Here is a 16,852-nt window from a genome sequence, read left to right on the forward strand (position 1 = left end):
GCTTCGATGCCGTCGAGTTTCAATGTCGAAAGTGCGGATGGTTATGAGCGGCTGATGGGGCGCTGGAGCAAGAGGCTGGCGCCGCTGCTGATCGATTTCGCCGGATTGGCGGATGGGGATCGAGTGCTCGATGTCGGCTGCGGCACCGGCAGTCTGGCTTTTACGCTGGCGGAAAGACCAGGCTTGAAGGAGATCGCCGCCATCGATTATTCGCCGGTTTTCGTCGAGGCGGCGACGCGGCGCAATACCGATCCGCGGATCGCGATCCGACAGGCAGATGCCTGCGCGCTGCCGTTCGAGGATAACCGCTTCGACCGGGCGATGTCGCTGCTCGTGCTGCATTTCGTGCCGGAGGCGGGAAAGGCGGTGTCCGAAATGCGCCGTGTCGTTCGCCCGGGCGGCATGGTCGCCGCCGCCGTCTGGGACCACTATGGCGGGATGTCCGGCATGCGGATGATGTGGGACACTGTTGTCATGCTCGATGAGCAGGCGTTGCCGCTGCGCCGCCGATATTGTTTTCAGCCGATGATGCGACCGGGAGAAATGAAGGAAAGTTTCGTCAGCCAGGGCCTTGTCGACGTCGAGGAGACATCGCTGCTGATCCGGATGGAATACCTCTCCTTCGACGATTACTGGGAACCGATTGCCGCCGGTGAGGGGCCGCTCGGCAAGTATGTCGCTGGGCTGGATCCGGCGAAGCGAACGGCTGTGGATGGCGCGGTCAGGGCGGCATATGAGGCCGGCGAGCCCGACGGGCCGCGGTCCTTCGCGTCGGTGGCGTGGGCGTGTCGGGGCAGGGTGCCGGATGGCGGTTAGGTGTCGGTTGTGACGGCTGCCGAGATAGCGAGCATGCGTGGGCGCCCCAGAGAGCCTCATCCTGAGGTGCCCCGCAGGGCCTCGAAGGACGAGGCGGGCGTGCCGGCACCGAATGAAAGCAAGAAGTAATGTTGGCGTGTGCTTCGAGGCTCCGCCCTCTCGGGCTGCGCGCCTCAGCATGAGGGGCGTCGGGGATGCCGCGGCCCCCAGAGCCGTGGTGCAATACCCCGATCACCGATCCACATCGTCGCGCCGGCGTGAGACGATTGGTCTGAGCCTTGGGGCTTGCCGTCGAATGGTGGCGTGCTAGGTAAGGCCTGCCGGTATCTGGCCGGATTACCTATGCCCGCTCCACAGCCCCGAGTTATTCCATGTCGTTTTCTCCCGCCGCCCTCTGGCCCGTCGTCATGCTGTTTGCGTCCAACATCTTCATGACCTTTGCCTGGTACGGGCATCTCAAGCACAAGGGCAGTGCCATCTTCCTTGCCATCCTGGTCAGCTGGGGAATCGCCTTTTTCGAATATTGCCTGGCGGTGCCGGCCAACCGTATCGGCTCGGCGGTCTATACGACGGCCCAGTTGAAGACGATGCAGGAGGTGATCACGCTGCTGGTCTTTGCCGGCTTCTCGATCTTTTGGCTCGGCGAGAACCTGACGTGGAATCATGCGATCGGCTTCGCGCTCATCGCGATCGGGGCATCCTTTATCTTCCGGGCATAAACTTTAATTTTTTCAACAGATTACAAATCGTCCATGTCCGGAAATCGCCACATTTCCTACAGATTGGCGTCGCAATCGGCTGGCAGCTTGTCACTACCACGTGATCAGGAGTTGACCGGCCATGAGCCTCTCTTTCCCGACGATGGCGGCGATCCGGTTCGGCTATGGTTTCCGTCCGGGTGAGGCGCCGCCGCAAAGCAAGGACGACCTGATCGGTCAGCTCAGCAAGGGGGCGGCGGCAACGCCGGACTTTCCGCTTGGCGGACCCGAGACCCGCCACCGCGCGATCCTCAGCCTGCAGGAGCAACTGAAGCAGATCCGCCAGGACGCCAAGTCGGTGACCGACGATACGACGCAGCGCGAGATGCGGAAGGGCGTGCAGCGGCAAGCGCAGCAGCAGTTCCAGCACGATGTAAATCTGCGCCTGATGCAGGCGGTGCTGTCGCCGTACGGCTTCTACGAGCGGCTGGCGACCTTCTGGACCAATCATTTCTCCACCAGCGCCAATAAAAGCCTGCCGATGCGCCTTATCGTACCGCTCTACGAGGCCGAGGCGATCCGGCCGTTCATGTCGGGCGGGTTCGGTGATCTGCTGCGCAGCGCCACGGCCCATCCGGCCATGCTGATCTATCTCGACCAGGCGGATTCGCTCGGGCCGGATTCAGCCGGCGGCATCAAGCGCAACAAGGGACTGAATGAAAATCTGGGTCGCGAACTGCTGGAACTGCACACGCTCGGCGCCGGCAGCGGCTACAGCCAGGCAGATGTCACGGCGGCGGCCATGGTGCTGACGGGGCTCACCATCGACCGCAAGGAGATGGACATCGCCTTCCGGCCGAGTATCTCAGAGCCCGGCACGCATGAGGTGCTCGGCGTCAGCTATGGCGGGCGCAAGCGCTCACGCGACGACTATCTCGACATGCTCGACGATCTCGCCATCCACCCGAAGACGGCGGCGCATATCAGCCGCAAGCTTGCAGTGCACTTTATCTCCGACCAGCCCGACGAGGGGATGGTGTCCGACATGGCCATGGCCTGGAAGAAGACGGATGGTGATCTCACAGCCGTCTACACCGCCATGCTCGACCATCCTGCCGCCTGGCGTGACGAAGGCGCCAAGGCGCGCCAGCCTTTCGATTATGTCATTGCGGGTCTGAGGGCGCTGAATGCGGGGCCGGTCAACGGCGTCGTCGGCAGTTTCCTGGCGGCAAACCAGCAAGGCACCGATGAGGGCGACATGGCGGCGAATACGCCTGGAATGGCAGGGTCGCCTGTAGCGACGGGTCCTGCCGGCGAGGCGAGGGACACGCGGCTCAAGGCCTTCCGGACGGCGCGGGCGTTGGGGCAGGGGGCGCTGAAGCGCATGGGCCAGCCGACCTGGCTGCCGCCGAGCCCGGCCGGCTTCGAGGAAGGCTTCTCCACCTGGATTACCGGCAGCCAGCTTGCCGAGCGGTTGGCCTGGGCAAGGCGGGCTTCTGCACAGTTCGGGCGCGACGAGGATCCGCGCGAATTTCTGAAATCGACGCTTGCCGATGCGGCGCGCGATGAGACGATCCGCGTCGTGTCGCAGGCGCCGAACAAGATCAGCGGACTGACGCTGGTGCTGGCATCGCCCGAATTCAACCGCCGATAGGAGGCTGGTCATGACGCTGTCCATGAACCGGATCTCGCTTTCCCGCCGTGGCTTTCTGACGTCGGCCTGCTGTCTGGCCGCTGCCCCCGTCTTCACGCCGGTCACCTTTGCGGCGATGCCGGGAGACAATCGTTTCGTCACCATCGTATTGCGCGGCGCGATGGACGGGCTGGACCTAGTGCAGCCCTATGGCGATGCCGGTTTTGCCGCGCTCCGGCCGACGCTGGCGCTGACGCCAGATACAGGGCTTCTCGATCTCGACGGGCATTTCGGCCTCAATCCCGCCGCTGCCGACCTGATGCCGCTGTGGAAGAGCCGGGAGCTTGCCTTCGTGCACGCGGTGTCGACGCCCTATCGCGACCAGCGCAGCCATTTCGATGGGCAGGACATGCTGGAATCCGGCGGCGAACATGTCGCCGAGGAAAAGACTGGCTGGCTGAACCGAGCGCTCGCCGCCATTCCGCGCTCGGATGCGCGCAAGGCGATCGACGTCAACCCCTCGACGGAGCTTATTCTCTCCGGCCCGAACGACGTCGACGTCTGGGCGTCGGATTCCAATCTGGCGCCGGCACGCGACGAGATGCAATTCCTGATGCGGCTTTATGCCGGCGATCCGCCGTTTGCTGCTGCACTTGCCGAGGCAACGCGGGCCGACACCGCCTCGATGATGGTCGAGCCGGATGGCCAGCGCGGCGAAAAGACCGCCGATGTGGCAGCGCTTGCGGCCAACATGCTGAAGGGCGACTACCGCATCGCCAGCTTCTCGATCACAGGCTGGGACACGCATATCGGCCAGGCCGGCCAGTTCAAGCGGCCGGTGCGGGATCTGGCGCAGGCGATCAACACGCTGAAGACGACGCTTGGGGCCGAGATCTGGGCAAAGACGGTGGTGCTCGCCATGACCGAATTCGGCCGCACCGCCCGCCAGAACGGCTCCGCCGGCACCGACCACGGCACCGGCGGCTGCGCCCTGCTTGCCGGCGGCGCCATCAACGGCGGCCGCATCCTCGGTCGCTGGCCGGGCATCGGCGACGGTCAGCTGCTCGACGACCGCGACCTGATGCCGACCGCCGACGTGCGCGAACTCGCCGCGGCGATGTTGTATCGGCAGTTCGATGTCGGCGTGGATGATCTGACGGGGAAGATCTTTCCCGGGTTGGGGTTTGACAAGGGGTCGCAGTTTTTGCGTGGGTGAGGAGAAATCCCGCTCTCCCCGTCATTCGCTTGTACCCAAGAAGTTCAGTGCTCGGAGCGTAGGCGAAGAGCAAGGATGCCGGCCCGCCCTCTCCAGCCTTATCCTGAGGTGCGTAGCCCACAGGGCGAAGCCTCGAAGGACGGGGCTGGCCACCGGCCTCGGCAAATGGACGCTGCTCGACGGCGTCAACCGCCGCCCTGGTCTTCGAGGCCCCTAACGGGGCACCGGCTGATCGTTGCTGGTGCCGCCTGCGAGCTGATAACCATGCCCATCACCACCTTGATGTGAAGGAAGACCTCCGGCGAGCCGACCATTTCCATGCTCTCGACCCCTGGTCCGTCACGCCTCGGGAACTTGTTTCGGTTTGCCGTCTTCGTCGAGCGCCACCATGATGAAGGTGCCGGCTGTGACCTTTTCCATCTTGGCGTAACGTGCACGGTTCGCCCAGGCTTCAACGATCAGCGTGATCGAGGTGCGGCCGACGCGATCGATATCGGTATAGACCGACAGCGTGTCGCCGATCTTGACCGGCAGCTCGAAGGCCATTTCCTTGACGGCGGCGGTGACGACGCGGCCTCTGGCGCGCTCGGTGGCGCGGATGCCTGAGGCAAGGTCCATTTGCGCCATGACCCAGCCGCCGAAGATATCGCCGGCCGGATTTGCATCGCCGGGCATGGCAAGCGTCCTGAGCGTCAATTCGCCTCTCGGTTTGGCGGCATCGGTCATCAAGGGTCTCCATCTGGTGTGGGCCGTAGGCCGGCGATTCACTGGACGATAGCCTAGTGCAAAGGCTGTGGGCTGTAAAAGACGGCATGGCCCGGCGCTGCAGCTAAGCGCGGCGAAAAATATTGCAGCCGTTGCCTATCGAAATTCCATTCGATTTCAAACGGTTGACTTTAAGTGCTTCGGCCTTCCCTCACGGTATTTAATCATTCTCTAAATAAGCTTTACGCTCCAGTAATTCCGGCAATTCAAGATGGGTCTACATCATTTACGAGAATCGCCGGGAACCTCATGCGCAACGTCAAGATTTCCACCCGCCTTTACTGCCTCGTAGGCTTCACCCTTGCCGTGCTGGCGGCGACGATGGTGTTCTTTTTGAACTATTCCTATTCCGAACTGGAAGCGGAGCGGAAGGCGGGGCTGGCGCAGATGGATGCGACGGCGCTCGGCATATTCGACAAATATTACAGGATGGAGCAGGCGGGCACGATGACCCGCGAACAGGCGCAGGCGGCCGCCAAGGACGTGATCGGTGCGATGCGCTACGGCGCCGACGGTTATTTCTGGATCAACGACATGCATCCCACCATGGTGATGCACCCGATCAAGCCGGCGCTTAATGGCACTGATATCTCGCAGATGAAGGATCCGAACGGCAAATTCCTGTTCGTCGAATTCGTCAACAAGGTGAAGAAGGATGGCAAGGGTTTCGTCGACTATTACTGGCCGAAGCCGGGCGCCGATCAGCCGGTGCTGAAATATTCCTATGTCGCCGGTTTTGAGCCCTGGGGTTGGATCGTCGGCACCGGGGTCTATGCCGATGATCTTGCCGCGCTCTATCGTCAGAACGCGATCTGGGCGGCGGTGCTCTGCCTGCTCGGGGCCGCCGCCACGATTGCCATCGCTTACGCCATCGTGCGCAGCGTCACGGCGCCGATCGCCCGGCTAAAGGCGGCGATGAATGCGATCGCCGCCGAAGAGGCGTCAGTGGAAATCGCCGGCAGCGACCGGCGCGACGAGATCGGCCAGATGGCCAAGGCATTGCTGGTGCTGCGCGACTCCGTCGACGAACGCAGCGCGCTGCGCGGACGGGAAGATGAAAGGCAGCGGCAGATCGAGGATGAGCGACGCGGCAACGAGGCAAGCCTGCGCTCGGCCTCCGACCGGCAAAACCGGGCAATGCAGGCGCTCGGCGTTGGCCTGGAAAAGCTCGCAGGCGGCGATCTGACAGTTGCGATCGACGATATCGGCGAGGATTACGCCAAGCTTAGAAGCGATTTCAACACCGCCGTCGATGCGTTGAACGGCGTTATCCAGGCGATCGCCGAATCGAGCCGCGTGGTCAACGAGAGCGCCAACGACATCAGCGAAGCGACCGGCAATCTGTCGAAGCGCACCGAACAGCAGGCGGCAGCCCTCGAAGAGACGGCAGCGGCACTCGACGAGATCACCGCGACGGTCAAGACGGCATCCGAGCGGGCGAACGAGGCGCGCGAGATGGTGGCCGAGACCAAAGTCAGCGCCGGGCGCTCCGGCGACATCGTCCGCAATGCGGTGACGGCGATGGGCCGCATCGAGGAATCCTCGAGCCGCATCAACCAGATCATCTCCGTGATCGACGAGATCGCCTTCCAGACGAACCTTCTGGCGCTGAACGCCGGCGTCGAGGCCGCGCGCGCCGGCGAGGCGGGCCGTGGCTTTGCCGTCGTCGCCCAGGAGGTGCGCGAACTCGCGCAGCGTTCGGCCAATGCGGCCAAGGAGATCAAGACGCTGATCAGCCGGTCGGCGGCGGAAGTCGAGGGCGGAGTGGCGCTGGTGCGCTCGACGGGCGAGGCGCTGGTGGAGATCGAAGGGCTGGTCAACCGCGTCAACGACCACGTGGCATCGATTGCGACGGCAGCCCGCGAGCAGTCGACCGGGCTCAACGAGATCAACGGCTCCGTCAATCATATGGACCAGATGACGCAGCAGAACGCGGCAATGGTCGAGGAGACGACGGCGGCAAGCCGCACGCTTGCCGACGAGAGCACCCAGCTGAAGACGCTGCTTGCGAATTTCCGCCTGCGCGCGGAGCAGCGGGCCGAAGCGAGGTATACGCGGGCCGCGTGAGTAGAAGAGCGAAGCAACGCCTCGAAACAGCTTCAGATCGGAACGTCAGGAAAAGAGCCGCTACGACGGCTCTTTTTCGTTGTGGCGGCATCATCGCGGAATCGCGACGCAGCATGATCCGGAGTAGAGAGGATCGTGGACCGGCGGAATTCCAAGAAATTCAGGCTGATATACCCAGGCGATGTGCTTGGTAAAAGGCAGCAGATTCAATCCATAAGCGAATCTCGTTGCAATTTATCCTCCGTTATGCTTCATTCAGGTTGTAGTTGAGGGCAGGGCATTTCGACGATAGCGATTGCTGTCGTTGCGGAAGCCACCATAATTCTCCAATTTCGCAAACTATCCGGGACCACGGCCACGGCGGCCTTGGCATGGCCGTCGTGTGTCTCCCGAATTCGAGGATTCCAGTCCTCCGCATCCGATAACGCTGCCCCTCATCGCATCGCTGCCGCATTCCAGTTCAGTAACCGAGGGAGGCCGAAATGGCTCGCAGCAAGCATGGTTCGCCAGTAAGAGGCATGGATAGCGTCGCGCATTCGAGTGTTCGCGACCAGAGATTCGGGAGGATGTTTCGCAACCTGCCGGCCGCCGCGTTTACCGAGGATGCACTCACCGATCTTGCGAAAACGATGTTCCAGGGGGAGTTCGCCGAGAAGATCGAAGAGGGAAAACCCGTCGATGTCGCGCTTGACGAGCGGGAGCCCGAAGACGAGAACCCGGCAATTCCTGCCGGATTCACCTATTTCGGTCAGTTTCTCGATCATGACATCACATTCGATCCGGTCTCGTCGCTCGACCGCTTCAACGATCCGGATGCTCTGCAGGATTTCCGTACGCCACGCCTCGACCTGGACTCCGTCTATGGTTCGGGGCCGGCCGATCAGCCTTTCCTCTACGAGGACGATGAACTTCATCTGTTGCTCGGGGACGACAAGGATTTCGACAAGACTCGAAACAGCCGCCCCGATCTGCCGAGGAACGCGGCCGAAATCCGGCGCGCGCTGCTCGGCGACAAGCGCAACGACGAAAACGTGATCGTCTCGCAGCTCCACGCCACCTTCCTCCGGTTCCACAACAAGGTCGTCGATACGTCGCGCAGCCGCGATTTCGGGCTCTGTCAGCAGACGGTGCGCTGGCACTACCAGTGGATCGTCCTGCATGATTTCCTGCCCCGTATCATCGGCAAAGAGACCTACGAGCGCGTCATCGTCGGGAGAGGCGAAAAGCCGAATGTCCGCTTCTACAATCCACAGGGCCGCTACGCCTTCATCCCCGTCGAATTCTCGGTGGCGGCATACCGATACGGTCATACAATGGTGAGACCGAGCTATTCGCTGAACCGAACCGTCACGAGGCCCGACCCGATCGAGCAGCGGTTCAACGGGAAAAAGGCAAAGTTCAATCGCATTCCGATTTTCTCTCTGACTGACGTGATCCAGCACCCGCGGGCAAATTTGAACGGTTTTCGCGAGTTACCCGACTTCTGGGCGATCGACTGGGCCTTCTTCTTCGACGGGGTCGCGCCCGAAGGGGCGCCGCCGGCTGGCGCAGTCCTGCCGCAGCCCTCCTACAAGCTCGATACGACGTTGGTCGATCCGCTGACGAGCCTGCCCGATCACCAAAGGGAGCCGATCCATATCCGCAGGGCGCTCGCCGCCTTGAACCTGCTGCGCGGCTGGCGGCTCGGACTGCCTTCCGGCCAGGCGGTGGCGCGCCATATGGAAATGGAGGCGCTGTCGGATGAGCAGCTGTTCGACAGCGAGGATGCCGAGAGGAAGCGGGCGCGCGGCGCGTTGCTGAGCGATCAGTCCGGGATTTTCAAGGATAACGCGCCGTTGTGGTTCTACATCCTGCGCGAGGCGGAGATCTTTGGAAACAGCCAGCATCTCGGGCCGGTCGGCGGCACGATCATCGCCGAGGTCATCGCCGGCCTGATCCGCGAGGATCGGCATTCCTTCCTGGCGCAATGGCCGAAATGGCGGCCGACATTGCCGAGCGCAGGGGCGGGGCATTTCACCATGGCGGATCTGATCAATTTCACCAACAGGTAGCCGATGTCGAGCAAGGCTGCGGGAGTGGCCGGGGAGGACGCCGAGCAAAAGTTGCATCTATCGCCAATCTCAAGGCCGCGAAAGCGGCCTTTTTCATATTCGTCGCGTTCAGATTGTGCCGGTAAGTTTTCATTCACCGTTCTTAATTAAAATTGGAGTGAGTTTTTTCTGTCACTGCCCAGTCGGCCTGCGGAAGCGATAAGAGTATGGCGTTTGTTTCCTTTCCTCGGCGAGCCCTTTTGCCCCTGCTGCTCTCGGCGTCGCTGACCACCTGTTCGATCAGCGAGGGGCTTGTGCCGCCGGCCAATGTCGACAACGGCACCAGAGTGAGCTCGATCTCGCCGGCGGCGCGCATGGCGCCCTCGGTCCGCATGGCGCGTTCGGAGCGCCTTGCGCCCGCGGAAAGCCAGGCCTCCTATCCAGTTTCCAGTGCGCCTGCCGGCAATAGCCAGGGGTCCGTCGACTACCTCGATACGCCGAACCTTGCCGGCGCCGGCCATGCCGCGCCGGCGGCGCGCAGGGGCCGCCTGCCGATGATCGACAGCGACGAGGCGCTGGCGGCGGGCCAGTCGAGCAGCAATTGGGGCGGCACGCAGAACCTTGCGGTCCCGTCCGGCGGCGTCAATATGGATGACGAGCTTGGGGCAGAGCCGGTCGTCGGGTTGGCGCAGGAACAACAGCAGCAGATCGCCGAGGGAAATGCGACGGAGCCGGTCGTTGACGGAATCGGCACCGATAGCCCGAAGCAGGTGAACCAGCCGCTACGCCAGCCCGTACCGCGGGCGATGCCGCAGCCGGCGGCACAAGCGCAAATGAGCCGGGCGCCGGCCTGGAACGACGGCAGCCCTGTGGTGGCGCCGTCACGCGTTCCGGAAGAGGACGAAAGCGAAGAGGTCGCGATGCTGCGACCGAACAATCCGATGATGAGCGAACCGGCGGCACCCGTCGACCCCAGCGTCATGCCGACCTCCGAGCTTGCCTGCCGGCGCGAGCTGAAGCGTATGGGTGTGCTCTTCGACGAAAAGGCGCCGATTTCCAACGGGCCTGCCTGTCAGGTGCCCTATCCGGTGTCGCTGAAGGGGCTTTCCGGCAATATTGGCGTGCAGCCGGCGGTGACGCTGAACTGCCAGGTGACGCTCGCCTTCGCCAAATGGGTGAAGAACGAGTTGGCACCGTCCGCCCGCTACCGCTACTGGAGCGGCATCAAGACGATCCAGCCGCTCGGCGGCTATTCCTGCCGGCGCATGAACAACAGCCGGCAGAAATACAATCCGATGTCGGAACACGCTCGCGGCAACGCGATCGACGTCGGCAAGTTCGTGCTGAAGAACGGCCACGAGATCGACGTACGCAAAAAGGGTCTCTTTTCGCTGCGCGAAGGCCGGCTGCTGAAGGCGGTGCGCAGCGACAGTTGCCGCTATTTCAATACCGTGCTCGGCCCTGGCAGCAACCCCGAACACTGGAACCATTTCCATTTCGATCTGCGGTCCCGCAAGAGCGGCAAGGCCTATTGCGACTGATGCATTTCGCCTTGAACCGTGGCGCGCGGGTGCGGCTTTGTCGCGGCAAAAAAGCCCGCTGGCAGAAAATGGTTCATCCCTGCGGTCCGGCGCGCTATAGATCGGTCAAGCGGATTGCCGTTCGAGAGTTTGATCCATGAGCTATGATTTCCATGTCGGCCAGAAGGTCGTCTGTATTAACGATACCTTCAAGCATGTCAGCATCGACCAACTCATTCGCAAGGGCGAGATCTATACGATCCGCTGGGTCGGCGAATATACCCATTATATCGACGGCACGTTCATCGGGGTGAAGCTCGCGGAAATCAATCGCGGCAATGACGACGGGCCGGAAGGTTACGGCGCGGCCGACATGCCCTATCGCGCGACGCGTTTCCGGCCGCTGGTGAAGGACAAGATTTCATCGCTGCGCAAGCTTCTGGCCCCGACGCCCGATGCACCGGTGGAGCCGAAGGAAAAGATCAAGAAGAAAGAAAAGGTCTGAGCGCCGGTCTGCCTCGGCCGGTCGCGATGGAAGGCCGTGATCCGATCAGGCCGGCTTCCTGCTGAGGAACAGCCCGGTCTCCTTGCTGACATCGAGCGCGCTGCCGCCTTGCCGGAAGGCATCGGCGATGGCCTGGCGGAAGCGGCTGAGCTGAGGCTCGTCGGCGCCTTCGCCGGGCGGATAGGAGGTCAGCGCCAGAAAAGCATCCTCAGGCTCGGTGATCCGCATGCTTGCCGGATACTGCGACATTGCCATGTTTCCGAATTGCGACCGCATCACTTGCTCGGCGGCGTCATGCCCAAAGGCTTCGGCGGCCGGATCGGTCGGGGCGCTGCCGAAGACGGTCGTCAGGCGATAGACCTCGCACATGTTGCCGACGCCGTTGGGTTGAGCGGGCTCTTCTTGCTCTCCAAATAAATCGTATCCGATTAAATCGGAATAGTGTTGACATCGAATTCGGTTCGGCCTATTAACGCGCATCCGATCAAATCGGATGCGCGTAAAAATCAAACCGAAAGGATATGAATCATGACCGAGAAGCTTATCTTTGCCGGCAAGACCCACATCACCGGCGGCCGCAACGGCTATGCGCGCAGTAGCGATGGCACGCTCGACATCAAACTGCCGCAGCCGCATCCGGCGGCCGAAAACCTGTTCGGCGCCGCCTGGTCGGCCTGCTATATCGGCGCCATCGAGCTCGCTGCCGCGCAGCGGAAGATCACGCTGCCGGCCGGTCCTGAAGTCGATGCCGAGATTACGCTCAACGGCGACAACGGCTCCTACTTCCTGCGTGCACGGCTCAATGTCAGCCTGGCAGACATCGATCGCGAGATCGCGCAGGAGCTGATCGAGGCAGCCCACGGCATCTGCCCCTATTCCAAGGCGGTCCACGGCAACATCGACGTCGAAACCAAGCTTGTCTGAACGGGAAGGGCCGGCCTCGCGCCGACATTCCAAGCGGGGGTCTGCCGATCGGCGGCAGACCCGTTTCTGAGCTGGCAGCAACCCTGCCGATCGGAGGACGTGCCATGATCAACAGCGATGCGCAGCTGCGCCGGGCCTATGACGAGTTTTCGCTTGTGCTCGATCCCGAGGTCTACGAGCCGCTGCCTGACGATTGGCTGATCGGCATCACCGACGTCGTCAGCTCGACTGAGGCGATCCGCTCCGGGCGCTATGAAGACGTCAATTATGCCGGCGCATCGATCATCGCCGCACTCGGCAATGCCTGGGGCTCGTTCGATTTCCCCTTCGTGTTTCGCGGAGACGGAGCGGCCTTCGCCTTGTCGGCGAATGGCATCATGGCCGCGACATCGGCCCTGCGTGATGTGGCGGGCTTTGCCAAATCCGATCTTCATCTCGACCTGCGTGTTGGGCTCGTCACTGTCGGCGAAATCCGCGCGAATGGACGTGATGTCAGGATCGCGCGCTATGCCGCTTCCGAGAGTGCGACCTATGCGATGTTTGCCGGAGGCGGGCTCAAATGGGCGGAGCGACAGATCAAGAATGGGTGCTATCTGGTGAAGCCCGGCCGTTATGCTATGAGGCCTAACCTGACCGGCCTGAGCTGCGACTGGGCGCCGTTCCCAAGCCAGCGGGGTGAGATCCTGTCGCTCTTGGTCGAGCCTCGTGACGATACCAGCCCAGAGGTCTTTGCGGCGCTGGCGAAGCGCGTGCTTGGGGTTTTCGACGCCGCGCCGCGCCGGTCTCATCCACTTCCCGGAAATATGGCTGTCCACAGGGACGGCGGAAAGCGGGTCGATGCTCCGCACTGGTCGGAGGTCGCCTCCAATTCGGATTTCCGCAAGTTCGACGACGGCCTGCGCCTGACGCTCGACTGCGCGCCGGAGCAGATCGACGGCGTCGAGGCCATGCTCATTGCGGCGCGGGCGCGCGGCGAGGTCGATTTCGGACTGCACCGCCAGTCGCATGCGCTGATGACCTGCCTCGTGCCATCCGGCCGCCCGGATTCGCACCTGCATTTCCTCGATGGAATGGACGGCGGTTATGCCAAGGCGGCCGAGATGATGGAGGAGGGCGCCCTTGCCGTGGCATCGCGTCAGCCTGAGAGGCCCATTCGCGGCGGTCGAGACATAGCCTGACAGGGTAATTGACCCCTCCATAGCCCCGGCGCATAGTCCGGGCAGACGCGAATGACCTACTGTTGCAACGAGGTCGGCCAGTCGATCCTCGTCCATTCCTGCAGATCGAACGGAGAGGAAAGCGTCATGTCACCGACATCCCTATCAATGCCCACCCGGCGCGAACTGCTGGCCGCCACCGCGGCAGCCGGGGCCATTAGCATGCTTGGCGGGACCGGGAGCGCCGAGGCGAGCGGCGAGACGATTACCTCCTTCAGCGTCAACTTCCCCGAGGAGGCGCTCGACGATCTGCGCCGGCGCGTCGCGGCGACCCGTTGGCCGGACAAGGAGACCGTTACGGATGATAGCCAGGGCGTACGGTGCGAGACGATCCAGAAGCTCGCGAACCATTGGGCGAGGGATTACGACTGGCGCAAGATGGAGGCCCGGCTCAATGCGCTGCCGCAGTTCGTCACCGAGATCGATGGGCTGGATATCCACTTCATCCACGTCCGCTCCAAGCATGAAAATGCGCTGCCTATCATCGTCACCCATGGGTGGCCTGGCTCGATCATCGAGCAACTGAAGATCATCGAGCCGCTCACCGACCCGACCGCGCATGGCGGCGGCGAAGCGGACGCGTTTCATGTGGTGATCCCATCACTGCCAGGCTATGGCTTCTCCGGCAAGCCAACTGCGCCGGGTTGGAATCCTCCTCGCATTGCTCGTGCCTGGGTGACGCTGATGCAGCGCCTCGGCTACACCAGGTTCGTGGCGCAGGGCGGCGATTGGGGGAATGCGGTCACGGAGCTGATGGCTTTGCAGGAACCGCCGGGATTGCTCGCCATCCACACGAACATGGCGGCCACGGTTCCGGCCGATATCGCCAAGGCGCTCGCCGCCGGCGGGCCGCCGCCCGCAGGCCTCTCGCCCGATGAAAAGCACGCCTGGGATCAGCTCGACGACTTCTACAAGAATGGGCTGGGCTACGCCATCGAGATGAACAACCGGCCGCAAACGCTCTACGGGATCGTCGATTCGCCGGTCGGTCTCGCGGCCTGGATGCTCGACCACGACATACGCAGCTACCAGATGATCGCCCGTGTTTTCGACGGAAAGCCTGAGGGGCTGACGAAGGATGATATCCTCGACAACGTCACGCTCTACTGGCTGACGAATACCGCAATCTCCTCTGCACGCCTCTACTGGGACAATGCGCATTTTCCATCGGGAGGCTTTTTCGACCCCAGGGGCATCAAGATTCCGGTTGCCGTGAGTGCCTTTCCCGACGAAATCTATGCGGCGCCGAAGAGCTGGTCGGAGAAGGCCTATCCGAAACTCATTCACTACAACAGGCTCGACAAAGGCGGCCACTTTGCCGCCTGGGAACAGCCTATGGCTATGGCGGCTGAGCTGAGGACGGCATTTGGATCGCTGCGCCAGTAAGGCAAAAAAGTGCATTGTGCCGAACCGGGTTCGCGCAACGCGCCTTCACTCTTTGCGGCTCTGCTGCGAGACGAGCTTTGCGAGGATTTCACCGAGCTGAGGCGGTGCCAGCTCGGTTTCGCAGTCTATCTCGGCGGCGGCAAACCATCTGAGCGCTGTGTGTTCATCACCGATAAGTCGCGGGGAGCCCTGCCATCGATCGACGGAAACGAACATTCCTGCCGATTGCCAGTGCTGCGGCGTCACGCCGATTTCTTCCCACAATTCCCGGCGCATCGCCGTCTCGGCGTCTTCGCCGCTCTCGACATGACCGCCCGGCAAGCTCCACCGATCCGCGTGCGTCTTGCGTTCGGAACTTCGCCTTGCGAGTAGAACGCTCGCATTCACAATCAATGCGCCGATTGCGATCTCGGGCATGTCACCAGGTGCCGACATGTGTCGCGATCATGATTTTTCCGGTTTGACCTGTGCCCGTAGCAGGTTGTCGCGCAGCCGCGTCACCGATTTCTGTACGACGGGGAAATCATCGCCGAGGCCGACGGCGTCGATCAGGACGGAGCTGGGATCGGTTTCGAGAAGATCGCGTCCCGCCGGCGTCAGGCTCACCCGCACTTGCCGTTCGTCGGCGGGATCGCGATGGCGGGTGATAAAGCCGACTGACTCCAGCTTCTTGAGAATGGGCGTCAGCGTGTTGGATTCGAGAAACAGTTTTTCCCCCAGCGTGCTGACGGTCTGTTCGTCCTCCTCGGAAAGGGCGACCATGGCGATATACTGGGTATAGGTCAGGCCGATCGCGTCCAGGACCGGCTTGTAGGCGCGGCCGAAGGCGAGATTGGCTGAATAGACCGCAAAGCACAGGAAGTTCGAAAGCTTACGGCCGTCACCATCAGTCTTAGGGGAGTTTGATGCGGGCTGTTTTGCTTTAGATGCGGGCATGGGCCTATCCTGTTTCAATATTTATCAATTATATATATCGCATCCGATTAAATCGCAATGGTAAAGACGGTGTTTTATCCGGCCGTCGCCCCGATTTCCGGAGCGGCGGCCAGTGTCGAGCTCTTCGGCTTAAGCGAACTTTTCCGTCGCATCAGCCTTGCCGAACACCCAATAACCGGACGCTTTGATCCAGCCGAGCGGGTACCTTCTTTCCGTCAGCAGATAGGCGCGGATATTGCGTGTCACCGAGGCTTCCGCCGCGACCCAGATGAAAGTTTCCGGCAGGATATCGACCGTGGCCAGCAGTTTCAGCAGGGCTGCGGCATCGGTTGCCTTGGAGAGAGGCCGGTGCGCCCAGTGGACGTGCAATTCGGCTGACGTGTCGAAGGTCTGCTCTTCCACCTGGCCGGTGACGGCTGCGACTGTGGTGATGATAGTTCCGGCGGGGCTCTCCTCGATCCGGCGGCCAATCGCCGGGAGCGCCGTTTCGTCGCCGATCAGCAGCCATCGTTTGACGTTCGCGGAAACCACGGCGGAGCCTCTTGGCCCGCCGATTTCGAGCCTGTCGCCGGGGCGGGCGCCGATCGCCCACCGCGTCACCGGGCCTGCCTCGTGCAAGGCGAAATCGATGGTCAATTTCCGCCCGGCATTATCATAGCGGCGCGGCGTGTAGTCACGGCGCTCTTCTCCGCCATCGGCGGCCGGTACGAAAATCTTGATGTGGTCGTCGGGCGCAAGGCTGATGAAATCGGCAAGATCGTCGCCGGTCAACGTGATGCGGCGCATGCCGGGGGTGATATCGACGACGCTTTCGGCCGTCAGCGTGCGCCGTGGCGTGTCGTGGCGCACCCGCTCGATGGCAGGGGCCGGCGACGTCTGGTCTTTGGGTTGATTGTTGTCCATGTGTCCTCAGGAGCTTTGAAACTCGATCCGCAGGACACAGTCGCGCAGATCGAAGCCGCAAAGCCGTTCGATCATACGCGTTGAGTGACGTTAACGCTTACGTGGCCGGGTGACCCGGCCATTGACGGGTTTGATGTAGCCGACGGTGGCGGCGCGTGCAACCGCATGGCGGCTGCGAAATCCGATGATTGCCGAAGTTTAACTTTTCGCAGCCAATTCGGTCGGGCAAAGTCGGC

General features: G+C 62.3%; 16 protein-coding genes and 1 pseudogene. 11 read left to right on the forward strand and 6 right to left on the reverse strand.

The features are described 5' to 3' along the window. Positions 1-6: 6 nt before the first annotated feature. The 4 genes from HJB84_RS28940 to HJB84_RS28955 all read left to right on the forward strand — a co-directional run bounded on the left by HJB84_RS28940 (position 7) and on the right by HJB84_RS28955 (position 4,363). Entirely contained in the window at positions 7-816 is an 810-nt protein-coding gene (locus HJB84_RS28940) for a class I SAM-dependent methyltransferase (RefSeq protein WP_207580860.1), read from the forward strand. Between the two features lie 371 nt (positions 817-1,187). Further along, positions 1,188-1,535, forward strand: a complete 348-nt coding sequence (locus HJB84_RS28945) for a DMT family protein (protein WP_164012071.1) — start codon at positions 1,188-1,190, stop codon at positions 1,533-1,535. Positions 1,536-1,656: 121 nt separating this feature from the next. Further along, entirely contained in the window at positions 1,657-3,168 is a 1,512-nt protein-coding gene (locus HJB84_RS28950; RefSeq protein ID WP_207580859.1) for a DUF1800 family protein, read from the forward strand. A 10-nt stretch (positions 3,169-3,178) separates the two neighbouring features. After that, on the forward strand, positions 3,179-4,363 hold the full coding sequence (locus tag HJB84_RS28955; RefSeq protein ID WP_207580858.1) for a DUF1501 domain-containing protein: 1,185 nt from the start codon (positions 3,179-3,181) through the stop codon (positions 4,361-4,363). Positions 4,364-4,548: 185 nt separating this feature from the next. Here HJB84_RS28955 and HJB84_RS33810 read toward each other — a convergent pair whose 3' ends face one another. After that, positions 4,549-4,683, reverse strand: a complete 135-nt coding sequence (locus HJB84_RS33810; RefSeq protein ID WP_259671206.1) for a hypothetical protein — start codon at positions 4,681-4,683, stop codon at positions 4,549-4,551. A gap of 19 nt (positions 4,684-4,702) precedes the next feature. Beyond that, on the reverse strand, positions 4,703-5,089 hold the full coding sequence (locus HJB84_RS28960) for an acyl-CoA thioesterase (protein WP_207580857.1): 387 nt from the start codon (positions 5,087-5,089) through the stop codon (positions 4,703-4,705). Positions 5,090-5,377: 288 nt separating this feature from the next. Here HJB84_RS28960 and HJB84_RS28965 point away from each other — a divergent pair, with 288 nt between their 5' ends. The 4 genes from HJB84_RS28965 (at position 5,378) to HJB84_RS28980 (ending at position 11,250) form a co-directional block, all read left to right on the forward strand. After that, positions 5,378-7,195 carry a methyl-accepting chemotaxis protein gene (locus tag HJB84_RS28965; RefSeq protein ID WP_207580856.1) on the forward strand — a complete coding sequence of 606 codons (1,818 nt, stop codon included), beginning with the start codon at positions 5,378-5,380 and terminating at the stop codon, positions 7,193-7,195. 482 nt (positions 7,196-7,677) lie between these two features. After that, positions 7,678-9,246: a heme peroxidase family protein gene (locus HJB84_RS28970; protein WP_246762670.1), complete on the forward strand. Its 1,569-nt coding sequence runs from the start codon at positions 7,678-7,680 to the stop codon at positions 9,244-9,246. Between the two features lie 206 nt (positions 9,247-9,452). Then, entirely contained in the window at positions 9,453-10,766 is a 1,314-nt protein-coding gene (locus HJB84_RS28975; protein WP_221117603.1) for an extensin family protein, read from the forward strand. Positions 10,767-10,902: 136 nt separating this feature from the next. Then, a complete protein-coding gene (locus tag HJB84_RS28980) occupies positions 10,903-11,250 on the forward strand; it encodes a CAP-Gly domain protein (RefSeq protein WP_207580854.1) in 348 nt (115 codons plus the stop codon). A gap of 45 nt (positions 11,251-11,295) precedes the next feature. Here the strand turns inward: HJB84_RS28980 and HJB84_RS28985 are convergent. Next, positions 11,296-11,634 (reverse strand): annotated as a pseudogene (locus HJB84_RS28985) (SAM-dependent methyltransferase); the annotation flags it as partial. Positions 11,635-11,778: 144 nt separating this feature from the next. Here HJB84_RS28985 and HJB84_RS28990 point away from each other — a divergent pair. From HJB84_RS28990 to HJB84_RS29000, 3 genes are all read left to right on the forward strand, one after another. Continuing rightward, complete coding sequence (locus HJB84_RS28990; protein ID WP_221117604.1) at positions 11,779-12,174, forward strand: Ohr family peroxiredoxin; 396 nt, start codon at positions 11,779-11,781, stop codon at positions 12,172-12,174. Positions 12,175-12,278: 104 nt separating this feature from the next. Then, on the forward strand, positions 12,279-13,352 hold the full coding sequence (locus HJB84_RS28995) for a DUF3095 family protein (protein ID WP_207580853.1): 1,074 nt from the start codon (positions 12,279-12,281) through the stop codon (positions 13,350-13,352). A 126-nt stretch (positions 13,353-13,478) separates the two neighbouring features. After that, positions 13,479-14,777 (forward strand): epoxide hydrolase family protein, encoded by a 1,299-nt coding sequence (locus HJB84_RS29000; RefSeq protein WP_207580852.1) that lies wholly within the window; start codon positions 13,479-13,481, stop codon positions 14,775-14,777. A 45-nt stretch (positions 14,778-14,822) separates the two neighbouring features. On the opposite strand, the gene HJB84_RS29005 is transcribed toward HJB84_RS29000, so the two are convergent. The 3 genes from HJB84_RS29005 to HJB84_RS29015 all read right to left on the reverse strand — a co-directional run bounded on the left by HJB84_RS29005 (position 14,823) and on the right by HJB84_RS29015 (position 16,616). Next, positions 14,823-15,194 carry an NUDIX hydrolase gene (locus HJB84_RS29005; protein ID WP_221117623.1) on the reverse strand — a complete coding sequence of 124 codons (372 nt, stop codon included), beginning with the start codon at positions 15,192-15,194 and terminating at the stop codon, positions 14,823-14,825. A gap of 27 nt (positions 15,195-15,221) precedes the next feature. Further along, positions 15,222-15,713, reverse strand: coding sequence for a MarR family winged helix-turn-helix transcriptional regulator (locus HJB84_RS29010; RefSeq protein WP_207580850.1), 492 nt, complete (start codon positions 15,711-15,713; stop codon positions 15,222-15,224). A 129-nt stretch (positions 15,714-15,842) separates the two neighbouring features. Further along, positions 15,843-16,616: a siderophore-interacting protein gene (locus tag HJB84_RS29015; RefSeq protein ID WP_221117605.1), complete on the reverse strand. Its 774-nt coding sequence runs from the start codon at positions 16,614-16,616 to the stop codon at positions 15,843-15,845. Between the last annotated feature and the right edge of the window lie 236 nt (positions 16,617-16,852).

Origin of the sequence: Rhizobium sp. NZLR1b (assembly GCF_019685155.1) — a bacterium.
Taxonomy (GTDB): domain Bacteria; phylum Pseudomonadota; class Alphaproteobacteria; order Rhizobiales; family Rhizobiaceae; genus Rhizobium.